General features: G+C 54.1%; 16 protein-coding genes. 3 read left to right on the top strand and 13 right to left on the bottom strand.

Annotation, left to right across the window (positions count from 1 at the left end):
* The first annotated feature begins 148 nt into the window (after nucleotides 1–148).
* Together yhhY and ICA20_RS01640 are read left to right on the top strand one after the other, a co-directional pair.
* Nucleotides 149–637: an N-acetyltransferase gene (gene yhhY, locus ICA20_RS01645; protein ID WP_038634956.1), complete on the top strand. Its 489-nt coding sequence runs from the start codon at nucleotides 149–151 to the stop codon at nucleotides 635–637.
* A 46-nt stretch (nucleotides 638–683) separates the two neighbouring features.
* Complete coding sequence (locus tag ICA20_RS01640) at nucleotides 684–1,568, top strand: hypothetical protein (RefSeq protein ID WP_038634959.1); 885 nt, start codon at nucleotides 684–686, stop codon at nucleotides 1,566–1,568.
* Nucleotides 1,569–1,776: 208 nt separating this feature from the next.
* Here ICA20_RS01640 and ggt read toward each other — a convergent pair whose 3' ends face one another.
* Complete coding sequence (ggt, locus tag ICA20_RS01635) at nucleotides 1,777–3,522, bottom strand: gamma-glutamyltransferase (protein WP_038634962.1); 1,746 nt, start codon at nucleotides 3,520–3,522, stop codon at nucleotides 1,777–1,779.
* 117 nt (nucleotides 3,523–3,639) lie between these two features.
* Here ggt and ICA20_RS01630 point away from each other — a divergent pair, with 117 nt between their 5' ends.
* Entirely contained in the window at nucleotides 3,640–4,083 is a 444-nt protein-coding gene (locus ICA20_RS01630) for a DUF2756 family protein (RefSeq protein WP_038634965.1), read from the top strand.
* Here the strand turns inward: ICA20_RS01630 and ugpQ are convergent.
* The 12 genes from ugpQ to livK form a co-directional block, all read right to left on the bottom strand.
* Nucleotides 4,080–4,823 (bottom strand): glycerophosphodiester phosphodiesterase, encoded by a 744-nt coding sequence (gene ugpQ / locus ICA20_RS01625; protein WP_038634968.1) that lies wholly within the window; start codon nucleotides 4,821–4,823, stop codon nucleotides 4,080–4,082. The two genes, ICA20_RS01630 and ugpQ, sit on opposite strands and share 4 nt — an antisense overlap.
* Entirely contained in the window at nucleotides 4,820–5,890 is a 1,071-nt protein-coding gene (locus ICA20_RS01620; RefSeq protein ID WP_038634970.1) for a sn-glycerol-3-phosphate import ATP-binding protein UgpC, read from the bottom strand. Before ICA20_RS01620 ends, ugpQ begins: the two co-directional genes overlap by 4 nt.
* A gap of 1 nt (nucleotide 5,891) precedes the next feature.
* Nucleotides 5,892–6,737 (bottom strand): sn-glycerol-3-phosphate ABC transporter permease UgpE, encoded by an 846-nt coding sequence (ugpE, locus tag ICA20_RS01615; protein ID WP_003023450.1) that lies wholly within the window; start codon nucleotides 6,735–6,737, stop codon nucleotides 5,892–5,894.
* On the bottom strand, nucleotides 6,734–7,621 hold the full coding sequence (ugpA, locus tag ICA20_RS01610) for a sn-glycerol-3-phosphate ABC transporter permease UgpA (RefSeq protein ID WP_038634974.1): 888 nt from the start codon (nucleotides 7,619–7,621) through the stop codon (nucleotides 6,734–6,736). The genes ugpE and ugpA overlap by 4 nt, the downstream gene beginning before the upstream one ends.
* Before the next feature lie 104 nt (nucleotides 7,622–7,725).
* Nucleotides 7,726–9,042, bottom strand: a complete 1,317-nt coding sequence (ugpB, locus tag ICA20_RS01605; RefSeq protein ID WP_016154831.1) for a sn-glycerol-3-phosphate ABC transporter substrate-binding protein UgpB — start codon at nucleotides 9,040–9,042, stop codon at nucleotides 7,726–7,728.
* 237 nt (nucleotides 9,043–9,279) lie between these two features.
* On the bottom strand, nucleotides 9,280–9,687 hold the full coding sequence (locus tag ICA20_RS01600) for a hypothetical protein (RefSeq protein WP_038634978.1): 408 nt from the start codon (nucleotides 9,685–9,687) through the stop codon (nucleotides 9,280–9,282).
* A gap of 140 nt (nucleotides 9,688–9,827) precedes the next feature.
* On the bottom strand, nucleotides 9,828–10,109 hold the full coding sequence (locus ICA20_RS01595; RefSeq protein ID WP_038634981.1) for a hypothetical protein: 282 nt from the start codon (nucleotides 10,107–10,109) through the stop codon (nucleotides 9,828–9,830).
* A 98-nt stretch (nucleotides 10,110–10,207) separates the two neighbouring features.
* Nucleotides 10,208–10,921 carry a high-affinity branched-chain amino acid ABC transporter ATP-binding protein LivF gene (gene livF / locus ICA20_RS01590; RefSeq protein ID WP_087856271.1) on the bottom strand — a complete coding sequence of 238 codons (714 nt, stop codon included), beginning with the start codon at nucleotides 10,919–10,921 and terminating at the stop codon, nucleotides 10,208–10,210.
* A 17-nt stretch (nucleotides 10,922–10,938) separates the two neighbouring features.
* Nucleotides 10,939–11,706 carry a high-affinity branched-chain amino acid ABC transporter ATP-binding protein LivG gene (livG, locus tag ICA20_RS01585; protein WP_003827578.1) on the bottom strand — a complete coding sequence of 256 codons (768 nt, stop codon included), beginning with the start codon at nucleotides 11,704–11,706 and terminating at the stop codon, nucleotides 10,939–10,941.
* Nucleotides 11,703–12,980, bottom strand: coding sequence for a branched chain amino acid ABC transporter permease LivM (livM, locus tag ICA20_RS01580; RefSeq protein WP_038634986.1), 1,278 nt, complete (start codon nucleotides 12,978–12,980; stop codon nucleotides 11,703–11,705). The genes livG and livM overlap by 4 nt, the downstream gene beginning before the upstream one ends.
* The gene (livH, locus tag ICA20_RS01575) at nucleotides 12,977–13,903 is read right to left on the bottom strand and encodes a high-affinity branched-chain amino acid ABC transporter permease LivH (RefSeq protein ID WP_003827575.1); all 927 of its coding nucleotides are present in this window, start codon (nucleotides 13,901–13,903) and stop codon (nucleotides 12,977–12,979) included. The genes livM and livH overlap by 4 nt, the downstream gene beginning before the upstream one ends.
* Before the next feature lie 61 nt (nucleotides 13,904–13,964).
* Nucleotides 13,965–15,074: a high-affinity branched-chain amino acid ABC transporter substrate-binding protein LivK gene (livK, locus tag ICA20_RS01570; protein WP_038634989.1), complete on the bottom strand. Its 1,110-nt coding sequence runs from the start codon at nucleotides 15,072–15,074 to the stop codon at nucleotides 13,965–13,967.
* Between the last annotated feature and the right edge of the window lie 159 nt (nucleotides 15,075–15,233).

Below are 15,233 nucleotides of genomic sequence, written 5' to 3'. Positions count from 1 at the left end.
GGTTCTCCGTAGAGGTTCCCCTGAACGCAGAGCAATAATAATCATTCTCATTCGCACTTGTCTACTTCTTTTTGCAAAAAAATGCAGTTGACGGAATTTTCTTTCTCAGCGAGTGTAATTGCTCAATTAACCCTGCAGGAGATAAGGAATGAGTGAGATAGTGATACGCCACGCTGAACCGAAAGATTACGACGCCATTCGTCAGATTCACGCCCAGCCGGAGGTGTACCACAACACGCTACAGGTTCCTCATCCTTCCATGGAGATGTGGCAAACGCGACTTGCCGATCAGCCGGGGATCAAACAGTTGGTGGCCAGCATCGATGATATCGTCGTGGGACATCTTTCCATTGCAGTTGCCCAGCGCCCGCGCCGCAGCCACGTCGCTGATTTCGGTATTTGCGTTGACGCTCGTTGGCAAAACCGCGGCGTCGCCAGCGCGCTGATCCGCACCATGATCGATATGTGCGACAACTGGCTGCGCGTTGACCGCATTGAGCTAACGGTATTTGTTGATAATGAGCCCGCCGTGGCGGTCTATAAGAAGTACGGCTTTGAAATCGAAGGCACCGGTAAGAGATACGGCCTGCGCAACGGTGAGTATGTTGATGCGTACTTTATGGCGCGCGTGAAATAAATTTAAGGGCGAGCCTTATCGCCCTGCTTATTGAAAGGACGCAATAGTGAAAAAGTACCTTCCCCTGGTGTTGCTGGCTACACTCCCACCAGCCTTCGCCGCTACCGTACAAAATCTCGATTCCGTACCCAGTGCCATTCAACATTCGGAAGGTAAACAGATTTTTGCTGAACAAATGGCGGGAGCAACACCTGCGAAAGGATTTGGCGAACTTCCGCAGGGATTATCCGAGAACCAGTGGATTGCCTGGGTTGCACCGAATGAGGATCCTGACAACCTGATCCTCACGGGTGCCAAAGCCTGGGGCAAGGACGGCAAATATATTGGCGTGGCCTGTTTCGCTGACAATCAGGCCGATGCCGGGCAGGCAAGGAAATATGCGGATAACAACTGTCCGGAAAACTATAGTAACGGGCGCGCCAATAAATTATATCTCGGTGTTTTTTCCTGGCAGAACCAACGGCTAGTGCCGATTGCCCGCTCGGAAAAACCGTTAAATCAACTCTCAGAGTGGAATAAAGCCGCCGAAAAAGAGAGCGATGATGAGTCCATCAGACCGCTGGCTTATTATACAAAATTGGACCTGGCACCGTACCGGATCGCACCCGAGACTCTGGCGTTCGGGGTTCGCGGCGGATACTCTGAGGCATATTCCGGCGGTGGCGCATTTTATGAAGTGCTGGAGCTTTATGCGATCAAAGACAACAGAATGATCAACGTGTATTCCGACCTTGTTTATCAATATACGGACATCGCCGGAGACTGGAATAAAGACGGCACAAGGCAGCACGACATCAGCGAAAGCAAGTACATTCTCAAAATGCGCTCGGTAAAGACGCACGGATTTTATGATTTAGAGCGCGTTAACCTGCAGGATAAAAGCAGCCAAATATTCCGCTGGTCTGAATCACTGCAGCGATATGCGCCATAATTACCCCATCAGGCCCACACCGTTCAGAACGCTGTAGGCCATTGATATGGATAAAAAATATCGACCAATACTCCATCTATAACTCCAAATTATTGAATATATAAATTCTCATCTTACACATTATTTATATTCAGATTCCCCACAAAAAAACTCACTTAAAGTGAAAACTACCCGACAAGCCCTCTTCCATCGAAGAGGGCCGATCTGCTTAGTATCCCGCCGTTAAGTCATCCACGGAACGCGGGTCGGACGCGCCATACAGGGCGCCATCCGGCCCAACCATAATACTTTGCGTGCTGCCCATCGCCTCTTTCAGCGCCACTTTCTGTCCTTTTTGCTCCAGCAACTTGAGCGTGTCCGGGCTGAAGCCCTTCTCGACGCGAAGCTCATCCGGCAACCACTGATGATGGAAGCGCGGCGCGTTGGTCGCTTCGGCGACGTTCATTCCGAAATCAATGCTGTTCACTACCATTTGCAGCACAGTAGTGATGATTCGACTCCCGCCAGGGCTGCCGGTCACCAGCCAGGTTTTCCCGTCTTTTACCACGATAGTCGGCGACATCGACGACAGCGGACGCTTCTTCGGCCCGACCGCGTTGGCATCGCCGCCCACCAGTCCGTATACGTTCGGTACGCCCGGCTTGGCAGAGAAATCGTCCATTTCATTATTGAGCAGAATACCGGTATTACCCGCCACAATCCCGGTGCCGAAGGTTGTATTCAAGGTATAGGTCACCGCCACGGCATTGCCGTCTTTATCCACCACCGAGAAGTGGGTGGTCTGGTTGCTTTCATACGGGGCGAGCTTGCCCGGTTTTATCTGGCTGGAAGGTTTGGCCTTGTTGATATCAATTTGATCGGCCAGCGTTTTCGCATAGGCTTTGTTGGTCAGCGCCTGCCACGGCACTTTCACAAAGTCCGGGTCACCCAGATACTCTGAACGGTCGGCATAGGCGTATTTTTCCGCTTCCGCCATGATTTGCATGGCATCGGCGCTGCCAAAGCCGTACTTCTTCATGTCGAAGTTTTCAAGAATATTGAGAATTTGCACGATGTGAATACCGCCCGAGGATGGCGGCGGCATGGAGAAGACCTGATACCCGCGATAGTCACCACTGATGGGCGTACGCTCAACGGCTTTATAGCTGGCTAAATCCTCTTTGGTCATCAGACCGCCGTTCTTCAACATTTCCCCGGCAATCTGGTCGGCAATCGCCCCTTTATAAAATGCTTCCGGGCCGTTTTCGGCAATCATTTCCAGGCTTTTCGCCAGATTTTTCTGGACCAGCTTATCGCCCTTCTTCAGCGGCTCGCCGTCTTTCCAGAAAATGGCTTTGCTGTTCTCATGATTAGGGATCACTTCGCTGCCGTAAGTTTTTAAGTCGTCGGCCAGCGCATCGTTAACCACAAAACCCTCTTCCGCCAGCTTCATCGCCGGACGCACTACTTTATTCAGCGGCATCGTGCCGTATTTCTCCAGCGCCAGCGAGAAACCCGCCACGGTACCCGGCGTACCGGATGCCAGATGCGACGTCAGCGACTTTTTCGCATCGGCGTTACCCTGATCGTCGAGGAACATATCACGGGTCGCCGCAGCAGGCGCCATTTCACGAAAATCAATCGCCGTAGTGTTACCGTCTTTGGTGCGCAGCAGCATAAAACCACCGCCGCCCAGGTTCCCCGCCTGAGGATGCGTCACCGCCAGCGCGTAACCAACGGCGACGGCGGCATCAACGGCATTGCCCCCCTGTTTGAGGATATCCACCCCGACCTGGGTGGCTAACGCATCCACCGAGGCCACCATTCCCTGCTGCGCACGCACGGGATGGAACACATCTTCCTCGACACCGTAGGATACCGGCGGTGGCGCTGCCGGCGCGGCAGCAACGCTAAAACAACTTCCTGAGAGCAGAGCAGCAATGGCTACCCGGCGTAAAAACGTCGGTTTTATCATCGTTATTCTCCAGATGTATGGGGTCGGCCCCCACTAAGCCTGGTGCATAACTCTGAAATAATCATCGTAACGGCGAGAAAGGAGTAAACTTAAGCGATCCCCGAGAGGAGAAAAGCGATGAAACGACTCTTACTTTTAGCCATGCTATTGCCGTTTGCAGGCTTTGCACAGCCCATCAACACCATGAATAACCCGAATCAACCGGGTTACCAGATCCCGAGCCAGCAGCGTATGCAAACCCAAATGCAAACGCAGCAAATTCAGCAAAAAGGGATGCTCAACCAGCAGTTGCAAACGCAAACCCGCATGCAGCAACAGCATATGGAAAACCAAATCAACACCAATTCCCAGCGAGTCCTTCAGTCCCAGCCTGGAGAGTTGAATTCGGGTCAACAGCAGATGCTGCCCAACAGCAACGGTGGCATGTTGAACGGAACCCGCAACCCGGACAGTTCGCTGAATAAACAGCAACATATGCTGTCGGAGAAAAAGAACGGCGACATGCTGAAGCCCTCCAGCACGCCGCAGCCTAACGTTCCGTTAAAAACGATTGGGCCTTAATAGGGTTGAAAATCCGGTCCTATGGTATCAATCGCATCGGTACAGATGCAGTCCACTCCCCAGCGCAGCAGCTCTGCCGCGCGCTGGGGTCGGTTGACGGTATAAACCAAAATACGTAGCCCCGCGTCGCGCAACGCATCCACGCGCGTTTCATCCAGCAACTTATGATTAAAATGAATCGAGACGCAGCCGAGCCGGGTAGTGAGTTCGCGCCAGTCGTCACGCCATTCATCAAGCAGTAAACCGCGCGGCAGTTCTGGAACCGCCTGCTGCGCCGCTTCAAGCGCGTCAATTTCAAAAGACGACAACAGCGGCGGCGTCATTCCCGCCCACAGTTCACGCGCGGCCAGCGCCACGACTTTGCCGGTTAGCGTTCCGGTGCCGGTTGTGGGTTTAATTTCAATATTCGCTATCATGCCGTGCTGACGGCAGCGCGCGGCCACTTGCGAGAGCAGCGGCAGCGGTTCGCCTTTAAACTCGCCGCTAAACCAACCGCCTGCGTCCACGCGTAATAGATCCTGCCAGTTCAGTTCACCCGCCACGCCCCAGCCGTTACTGGTCCGTTCGAGATTGTCGTCGTGCAGCAAAAAGATCTCGCCGTCTTTCGACAACTTAGCGTCAAACTCAATCATGGTATGCCCGTATCGCGCCCCCACGTCGATCGCCGCCAGGGTGTTTTCCGGAGCCAGCTTACCGCCGCCGCGATGGGCGACAATGTGGGGATAAGGCCAGTTACTCATACGCGTTGTCCTGTTTCGCCATCAAAAAGATGCAAATGATTTTCTGGCAGATGCAGCCAAAGCGTGCTGCCTGCCGTCGGGCGATGCTGATGCGCCAGTCGCACCACCAGCTTTTGCTCGCCCCAGCGCCCGTGCGCGAGGTTATCCGCGCCCAGCATTTCCAGCGTGTCGACAACCAACGGCACACCGCCATCGGCCTGCGAGCTTAACGCAATATGCTCCGGGCGGATACCCAGCGTCATGTTACGCCCAATACACTCCCGGACGCTCCTGGCGATGGGCAAGGCCATGCCGTCATCCAGTTCAAAATGCGCACCCGAAGCGCTAATACGCCCATCCAGCAGGTTCATCGCCGGGCTGCCGATAAAGCTCGCCACAAAGCGGCTGGCAGGTTTCTCGTACACTTCAACCGGCGTACCGATCTGCTCGGCAATGCCTTTGTTCATCACCATCACCCGCTGGGCGAGGGTCATCGCTTCAACCTGATCGTGCGTCACATACAGCGAGGTGGTTTTCAGTCGGCGATGCAGATGTTGTAACTCCAGACGCATCTGGACGCGCAGCTTGGCATCGAGGTTAGAAAGCGGCTCATCGAACAGGAATACCGCCGGATCGCGAACAATCGCCCGTCCCATCGCCACGCGCTGACGCTGGCCGCCGGAAAGTTCGCGTGGGCGACGTTTGAGCAGTTCACCCAGTTCGAGAATACGTGCCGCCTCTTTCACCCGCTCGGCAATATGCTCCTTACCCATTCCACGGATCTTCAGCCCCCAGGCCATGTTTTCTTCTACGCTCATATGCGGGTAGAGGGCATAGTTCTGGAACACCATCGCAATGCCGCGATCTTTCGGCTCCATCTCGGTGACGCGCTTATTATCGATCCAGATATCGCCGCCGCTGACCCGCTCCAGCCCGGCCACCATCCGCAGCAACGTAGACTTGCCGCAGCCGGATGGCCCGACCATCACAATAAACTCCCCGTCCGCAACGTCCAGCGTCAGCGGTTTAATCACCTGGGTTTTGCCATCCCAGCTTTTGGTTACTGCCTGTAGTTTTAAACCAGCCATTTTATTTCTCACTGTCCACTAAACCACGCACGAAGGCACGCTGCATGGCTAACACGATGATTACCGGAGGGATGAGCGTCAGCAGCATGGCTGCCATCACCTGATTCCATTGGGTGGTACCTTCGCCGGTGGCGATCATGCCTTTGATGCCCGCTACCGCAGTGCCCAGGTTGACATCGGTAATAATTAACAACGGCCACAAATACTGGTTCCAGCCGTAGATAAAGGTGATCACGAACAGCGCCGCCAGATTGGTTTTTGACAGCGGAAGCACGATATCGCGGAAAAAACGCATCGGTGACGCGCCGTCAATACGCGCCGCTTCAACCAGCTCATCCGGTAGCGTCATAAAAAACTGACGGAACAGGAAGGTCGCGGTAGCCGATGCCATCAGCGGCAGCGTCAGACCCGCGTAGCTGTCGAGCATTTTCAGGTTGGCGATCACTTCCACCGTTGGGAAAATACGCACCTCAACCGGCAGCATCAGGGTGATAAAAATCATCCAAAAGAACAGGTTGCGCAGCGGAAAACGGAACCAGACGATGGCGAACGCGGAGAGCATAGAGACGGTGATTTTCCCCACCGTAATACTGAACGCCATGATGAAACTGTTGAGCATCATCAACCAGAACGGCGCGCTGTTGACGCCCACGCCGTTGACCCAGATGTATTTCATGTTTTCCAGCAACTGCGTGCCGGGAACAAGCGTCATCGGCGTTTCAAATACCGCTTTGTTGTCCAGCGTCGCCGCGACAAACGCGACGTACAGCGGGAACAGGATCACCATGATCCCCATAATCAGCATGGCATGGCTAAATATTGTCAGCCCACGACGGTTCTCAATCATTGGTAACGCACCTTACTTTCCACATAGCGGAACTGCACCACTGTCAAAATAATGACCAGGAACATCAGCACCACCGACTGCGCGGCTGACGCAGAGAGATCCAGGCCGACAAAGCCTTCACGATAGATCTTATAAATCAACGTCGTGGTCGCCTGTACCGGCCCACCTGCCGTGGCGGCGTCGATCACCGGGAAGGTGTCAAAGAAGGCATACACCAGATTCACCACCAGCAAAAAGAAACTGACCGGCGCAATCAGCGGCAATGCCAGCTTAAAGAAGCGGCGAATCGGCCCCGCGCCATCAATCGCGGCGGCTTCGATCAGCGATCGGGGAATAGATTGCAGTGCGGCAAAGAAGAACAGGAAGTTGTAACTAATCTGCTTCCAGACAGACGCGAATACCACCAGAAACATTGCCTGGCCGCTGTTTTGCGCGTGGTTCCAGTCATAGCCAAACTCACCGAGAAAATGGGTAATCAGCCCGCGACCCGGGTTGAACAGGAAGATCCACAGTACGGCGGCGACGGCGGGCGCAACGGCGTAGGGCAACAGCATCAACGTCTGGTAAAAACGGCTACCGCGCACGACATAATTCACCAGCGCAGCAAAAAACAGCGACACCAGCAGGCCGCTTACCGTAACCAGCGTACTGAACTTTATCGTCGTCCAGAACGAATCAAGGTAGTACGGGTCATGGAACAGCGCGACAAAGTTTTCCAGTCCGACAAACTGGCTGGAAAGGCCAAAAGGATCAACGCTTTGTAGCGAGTACCATAGCGCTTCACCAGCGGGCCAGATAAAGAAAATAACGGTGATAACCAACTGCGGGGCCACCAGTAAATAGGGAAGCCAGCGCGAGCGGAACACCGGACGGGATGAGGACATGAAGGTTCTTTTCCTGGAAGGTGCCGGATGGCGGTGCAAGCACCTTATCCGGCCTACAAAAGCTGTAGGCCTGATAAGCGCAGCGCCATCAGGCACTTATACACTTAAGATTTGGTCGATTGCTCAAAGCGGCGCAGTAACTGATTGCCACGCTCAACCGCGGCATCCAACGCCTGCTGTGGGGTTTTCTTTCCGGTCCACACGCTTTCCAGCTCTTCATCCACGATGGTACGGATCTGCGGCATGTTGCCCAGACGCAGCCCTTTAGTGAACGGCAACGGCGGTTTGTTCAGCATCTGACGAGTGGCGATATCGGCCCCGGGGTTCTTATCATAGAAGCCCTGCTCGCGAGTCAGATCGTACGCGGCGGTGGTGATCGGCAGATAGCCGGTCTTCTGATGCCATTCGGCAGCAATCTCTGGTTTTGCGAGGAAGTTAAGGAATTGCGCCACGCCTTCGTAGGTGGCTTTGTCTTTGCCCTGCATCACCCACAGACTGGCTCCACCGATAATCGCGTTCTGCGGTGCGCCCTTCACATCGGCATCGTACGGCATCATGCCGACGCCATAGTTGAATTTGGCGTAGTGGCGGATGTCGGCCAGAGAACCTGAAGAAGCGGTGGTAATGGCGCAATCCCCGTTGTAGAACTTCTCGGTGGATTCATCTTTACGTCCAAAGTAGCTGAAGTCGCCCTTTTTATTCAGCTCTTCCAGTAGTGCAATGTGTTTCACCTGCTCCGGTTTATTGAACTCCAGCACCGCATCAGTACCGTCAAAACCGTTGTTTTTGGTGGCGACCGGCAGGCCGTTCCAGGCGCTGAAGTTTTCAATCTGGATCCAGCCCTGCCAACCGCTGGCATAGCCACACTTCATACCTGCGGCTTTGAGCTTCGCGGTGTATTCCGCCAGATCCTGCCAGGTTTTTGGCGGCTGCTCAGGATCTAAACCGGCTTTTTTAAAGGCGTCTTTGTTGTAATACAGCACCGGCGTGGAGCTGTTAAAGGGCTGGGAGAGCAGATGTCCGCTTTTCGAGTCAGTGTAATAACCGGAAACCGTCGGCACGAACTGAGATTCATCAAAGTTAATACCGGCCTCTTTGAATACTTCATAGACCGGTTTAATGGCTTTCGAGGCCATCATCGTTGCCGTCCCCACTTCATAAACCTGCAGCAGCGCAGGCGCGTTTCCGGTACGGAAGGCGGCAATACCTGCGCTCAGGCTTTGCTCATAGTTGCCTTTATACTGTGGCACAATTTTGTAGTCGGGATTGGCGGCATTAAAACGTTGCGCCAGTGAATCAACTTCTTTACCCAGTTCGCCTTCCATTGAGTGCCAGAACGGGATGGTGGTGACTGCCAGCGCCTGACCTGCAAATGCCAGGCTAAGTGCCAGTCCTAAAGCTGTATGTCGTAACGATATCATCGGTTATCTCTCTTGTTGTGCCGGATGCGCGATATCACGCGTTTTATGCTCGCGGGGGTAACATGACATGCTCGAATGACAGAAAAATAACTTTTTTATTACAAAAAAAAGATAGTAAGGCGACAAACAGATGGCAAGGCGGTGAAAGCGGAGTGACAGGAAAATGCGGGGTGGAGCACAACAAAGCCGGGGAGGTGCCTTACCCGGCCCATAAAAAGATTTGCCGTACAGATGAGATCACTCAGGCTGTGCGAACGTAAACTCCAGCGCCAGACCCAGGACCTGCATACCGTGGATATTATCTTCCGGCGATATCGCCACCAGACTTTCCAGAAATTTGAGCCGTCGCGACTGGGCGTTAATGATGAGCTTTCCTCGTAACGCAGGAAGCTTCAGCGAAGTGATGGGATAAACCACACGGCCAACGACTTCAACCGGCAGCTTGCGTAAGTCGACCTGCTGTAGCACACCAACAGAAGAGTACAGCAATGCAACAGGCGTAACGGCAAGCAACGGCGCGCTACTGATACTCACGAAATCCAGAAGTAGCTCGGGGCGCAGATAGTGCAGTCCATTAAAAGAGACCGTGACACCGTCTATTGCGGGCATGGGCAGCACGTCAGTTTGACGCGGTAAATCATTCATTCAATTACCATTGACTCAAGATATACATCAAGCCGTTGATTATGCAGCAAATAACCTATACTTGCTGGGACAAGGCTCGCAATACCTGCAGATTTAGCTAGCGACGTTACCTGACACGCTGCCCATTTACTCCGGTAACGTTAATCCCGACGCCAGCGTCGCTCAAATTCATTCTGTAAACGCTGCTGTTCCCGCCGCTCACGTTCACGTTGGATATCTGATTTTTCATCTTCCCAGCCAGGGCATACCGAGCTGGTGAATACTTCGCAGGGCGAGCTGGATTGTGCCAACGGGTTGTTCGGTTTCTCTTCCCAGATAGACGGATCGCGCGGGTCGAACGTTTGCGGTTCCAGTGCCTGAACACCAGATGCAAACGCCAATAACAGAGTTCCAATCATCATGCAGGTACCTGAACGTATCATCCTTTCTCCATGTTCATGTTATTATTGATAACCATTCTCAATAATAACATAACGCGATAAAAAGGGGCCATCAGGCCCCTTAACTCTTAAGAGAAATCTTAACCGCCCAGATAAGCGCTACGCACCGCTTCATTCGCCAGTAGCGCATCACCGGTGTCTTCCAGTACCACATGACCGTTTTCCAGCACGTAGCCGCGGTCGGCGAGCTTCAGCGCCTGGTTAGCGTTCTGCTCGACGAGGAAGATGGTCATCCCCTGCTCGCGCAGCTGCTCGATGGTGTTAAAGATCTGCTGGATGATAATCGGCGCCAGACCCAGCGACGGCTCATCAAGCAACAATAGCCGGGGCTGGCTCATCAGCGCACGGCCTATCGCCAGCATCTGCTGTTCACCGCCGGACATGGTACCCGCACGCTGAATGCGACGCTCATGCAGGCGCGGAAACAGGTCATACACCCATTTGATACGTTCCTGAAACTGGTCCTTCTCGGCAAAGAAACCGCCCATCGCCAGGTTCTCTTCCACCGTCATGCGCGAAAACACACGACGCCCTTCCGGGACGATCGCCACCGCTTCACGCATGATTTTAGCCGTTTGCCAGTCGGTAATGTCTTTACCATCAAAGACAATGCGTCCGCTGGTCGCGCGTGGGTCGCCGCATAACGTACCGAGCAGGGTGGTTTTCCCCGCGCCGTTGGCACCGATAAGCGTTACGATCTCACCCTGATTGATATACAGGCTAACCTCGTGCAGCGCCTGAATTTTGCCGTAGTGGGCACTGACTTTATCGAACGATAACATCGCCTTATCCATAGTATGCCTCGCCACCATTATGCTTCACCTAAATAGGCGCGGATCACGTCCGGGTTATTACGAATCTGTTCCGGCGTCCCGTTCGCCAGCGGCGTGCCCTGGTTTACCACGTAAATACGGTCGGAAATGCCCATCACCAGTTTCATATCGTGCTCAATCAACAGAATGGTAGTGTTGTGATGATTGCGCAGCTCGGCAATCAGCTCGTCCAGCTCTTTGGTCTCTTTCGGGTTGAGGCCAGCGGCAGGCTCGTCAAGCATCAGGATCTCCGGTTGCGTCACCATGCAGCGGGCGATCTCCAGACGACGCTGGTCACCGTAGGCGAGGTTACTGGCCTGGCGGTTGGCATGCTCCAGCAAACCAATACGCGCAAGCCAAGTGGCGGCGCGATCCAGGGCTTCACTCTGCGCGCGACGGAACGACGGCGTTTTTAACAGGCCGGAAAAGACACCGGTTTTCAATTGCTGATGTTGCGCCACCAGCAAGTTTTCAATCACCGTCATTTCGCGAAACAGGCGTACGTGCTGGAAAGTACGCACCACGCCCATACGCGCGATTTGCTGACCCGGCAGCCCTTCCAGATGCTGGTCACGCAGCTTAATCGTCCCACCCGTCGGTTTATAAAAACCGGTCAGGCAGTTAAAGACCGTGGTTTTTCCCGCGCCGTTCGGCCCGATTAACGAGACGATTTCCTGCGGTCTCAGTTCCAGCTCAACGTTGTTCACCGCCAGCAGACCGCCGAAGCGCATCATCAGGCCGTTAACGGATAATAATGGCTGACTCATGCCTGCTCTCCTTTTGCTTCCCCGTTTTTCAGCTTCAACTGCGGACGGGTCATCGGTAACAAGCCCTGCGGACGCCAGATCATCATCAGTACCATCAAACCACCCAGCATTAACATGCTGTATTCATTGAAATCACGCATCAGTTCGCGTGACACCACCAGCAGGATAGCTGCGAGAATGACCGCAAACTGCGAGCCCATTCCACCCAGTACCACAATCGCCAACACAAAGGCCGACTCGGCAAAGGTGAACGATTCCGGGCTGACAAAACCCTGCCGCGCGGCAAACAGCGTGCCGGCAAAACCCGCGAACGCGGCGCTGATGGTAAAGGCGGTCAGCTTGATGCGTGTAGGATTTAAGCCCAGCGAACGGCAGGCGATTTCATCTTCACGCAGCGCTTCCCACGCACGTCCCAGCGGCATGCGCAGCAGACGGTTGATGACAAACAGCGAGAACACCACCAGCAGCAGCGCCACCAGATAGAGGAAAATCACGCGATCGGACGGGTCATACTTCACGTTAAAGAAGTTGCTGAAGGTATCCCAGCCGCCTTCACGCGCGCTGCGGCTGAACTCAAGACCGAAAAAAGTAGGTTTCGGGATCTGGCTAATACCGTTCGGGCCGCCGGTGATTTCGGTGTTGTTGAGCAGCAGGATACGGACGATTTCGCCGAAGCCTAAGGTCACAATAGCCAGATAATCACCGCGCAGACGCAGGACCGGGAAGCCGAGCAGGAACCCCGCAGCGGCAGAAACCAGCCCCGCCAGCGGCAGACAGGTCCAGAAACCGAGGCCGTAATAGTGGTTCAGCAGCGCAAAGGTGTAAGCGCCGATGGCATAGAAGCCGCCGTAGCCCAGCACCAGCAGGCCGGAAAGCCCCACCACCACGTTTAAGCCGAGGCCGAGGATGATATAAATCATCGTCAGCGTGGCGATATCGACCGTGCCGCGCGAGACCATAAACGGCCATGCCACGGCAATCACCAGCAGCGCCACCAGAAACAGTTTCTGTTTAACAGTGGAGCCGTCAATCGCTGGCAGAATAAACTTCGGCCCGGAGACGCTCTTCAGACCTTTCTGGAACGCCGGACGCAACAGTTGGAAAAGAAACACGACGCCAGTGCCGATAAACACCCACTGCCAGCGGATATCCGCAGCGGTGTCCACCACCAGTTTGGTGCCGTCCAGCTCTAACTGGACGCCCATGAAGACGCCCGCCAGGATGAAGAACATGGCGGCAGAGAGCAGCGCCATTGCAAAATGCATCGGTTTCATACTTTCTCTACCTCCGGACGACCCAGAATACCGGTCGGCATCACCAGCAGTACCAGAATCAGCAACGCGAACGACACCACGTCTTTGTATTCGGTACTCAGATAAGCAGAAGAAAGCGCTTCGGCAACGCCCAAAATCAGGCCGCCAATCATCGCGCCAGGAATGCTGCCAATGCCGCCCAGTACCGCCGCGGTAAAGGCTTTCATCCCGGCCATAAAGCCGATGTAAGGGTTAATTACGCCATAGAACTGACCGAGCAGCACGCCCGCAACCGCCGCCATTGCCGCACCGATCACAAAGGTCAGCGCAATCACACGGTCGGTGTTAATGCCGAGCAGGCTGGCCATTTTCAGATCTTCCGCACAGGCGCGGCAGGCACGTCCCATACGCGAATAGCGGATAAACAGCGTCAGTGCCAGCATCGCGAGGAAGGTTACAATCCAGATAACCAACTGCATAGTGGTGATAGATGCAGAGAAGTTATCACTACTGCCGACAGTCCACTGGCCGTTAAACAGGCTGGGCAGCGCCACGTCGCGTGAACCTTCCGTCAGGCTGACGTAGTTTTGCAGGAAGATGGACATCCCGATAGCGGAAATTAGCGCGATCAAGCGCTTGGAGCTGCGCACGGGCCGATACGCCACCCGTTCAATACTCCAGCCGTAGGCGCTGGCAATCACAATCGCGCCGACGAAGCCCGCCGCGACCAGTAGCCAACTGGAATCAATCCCCATCATCATTAGCGCAGCGATGATCATAAAGGAGACATAGCTGCCGATCATATACACCTCGCCATGGGCGAAATTGATCATGCCAATAATGCCGTACACCATCGTATAACCGATGGCGATCAGCGCGTAGGTGCTTCCCAGCGTGACGCCGTTAAACATCTGCTGCAAGAAATAGAGGAACTGCTCGGACATAAGGTAACCTTTCTTAACCCGCCCGTTTTGCACGGGCGGTGGGATAACTCGTCTTCAGGTATTACTTCGCGACGGTTGATGAACCATCTGCGTGCCACTGAAAGACACCAAACTCAAATCCCTTCAAATCGCCTTTTTCGTCCCATTTCAGCGGCCCAATCACGGTATCAGCCCCGTGTGCTTTCAGATCTTTCACCAGATCCAGCGGCTCTTTGCTTCCGCTGCGATCCATTGCGCTCGCCAGTGACTGGACGGCTGCATAAGTGATCCACACGTATGGTCCGGTTGGATCTTTCTTGTCAGCTTTGAGCGCATCGACAATCGCTTTATTCGCCGGATCCTGGTCATAACGTTTTGGCATCGTCACCAGCATGCCTTCTGCGGCATCACCGGCGATGTTAGACAGAGAGGCATTACCCACACCCTCTGGCCCCATAAACTGCGTTTTCAGGCCAACGGATCGCGCCTGGCGCAGCATTTGCCCCATTTCCGGGTAGTAGCCGCCGTAATAGACGAAGTCGATATTTTCTTTCTTCAGACGGGCAATCAGCGCAGAGAAATCTTTTTCCCCGGCGGTGATCCCATCAAAGAAGACGATGTTGGCTTTGCCCGCTTTCAGGCTGTCCTGCACCGAACGCGCCAGGCCTTCGCCGTATTGCTGTTTATCATGGATGATGGCGATGCGCTGCGGCTTCACCTTCTCCAGAATGTATTTCGCGGCGGTTGGTCCCTGAGAGGAGTCCAGACCCGCAGTACGCATAATGTGTGCGTAACCGCGCTGGGTCAGTTCCGGGTTAGTGGCGCCCGGGGAAATCATCAGGATCCCTTCGTCTTCATAGATGTCTGACGCTGGCTGAGTCGAAGATGAGCACAGGTGGCCAATAACATACTGAATACCGTCATTGACGATTTTGTTTGCTACGGCAACGGCCTGTTTTGGATCGCAAGCATCGTCATATTCCACGGCCACCAGCTTGTCGCCTTTGATCCCGCCTTTGGCATTGATATCTTTAATGGCCTGACGTGCGCCATTAAATTCCATATCACCCCACTGCGCGACCGGACCCGACATCGCCCCGACAACAGCCACCTTGATATCTTCTGCCATGACAGCATGCGACATTGCCAGTGCTATCACCCCTGCGATGATTGTTTTCGCATTCCGTTTCATTAACTGAATCCCCATTCGTGACGTAATTAATATTTTGTATTTATGTGGTTAAAAAGCAGACTGTGCTTTTTTTGAACTGCACTATTTTTACCAGTCTCATTAATGGGTTAGCGCAGTTTTTTAAGCAAAATCAGACTAAAATCTCTATATTTCAGTCGA

It is taken from the genome of Citrobacter sp. C5_2 (assembly GCF_014596845.2).
Lineage (GTDB): Bacteria > Pseudomonadota > Gammaproteobacteria > Enterobacterales > Enterobacteriaceae > Citrobacter > Citrobacter werkmanii.
Note: the sequence above shows the minus strand (reverse complement) of the source record. Positions and strands in the feature narration are given on the sequence as shown.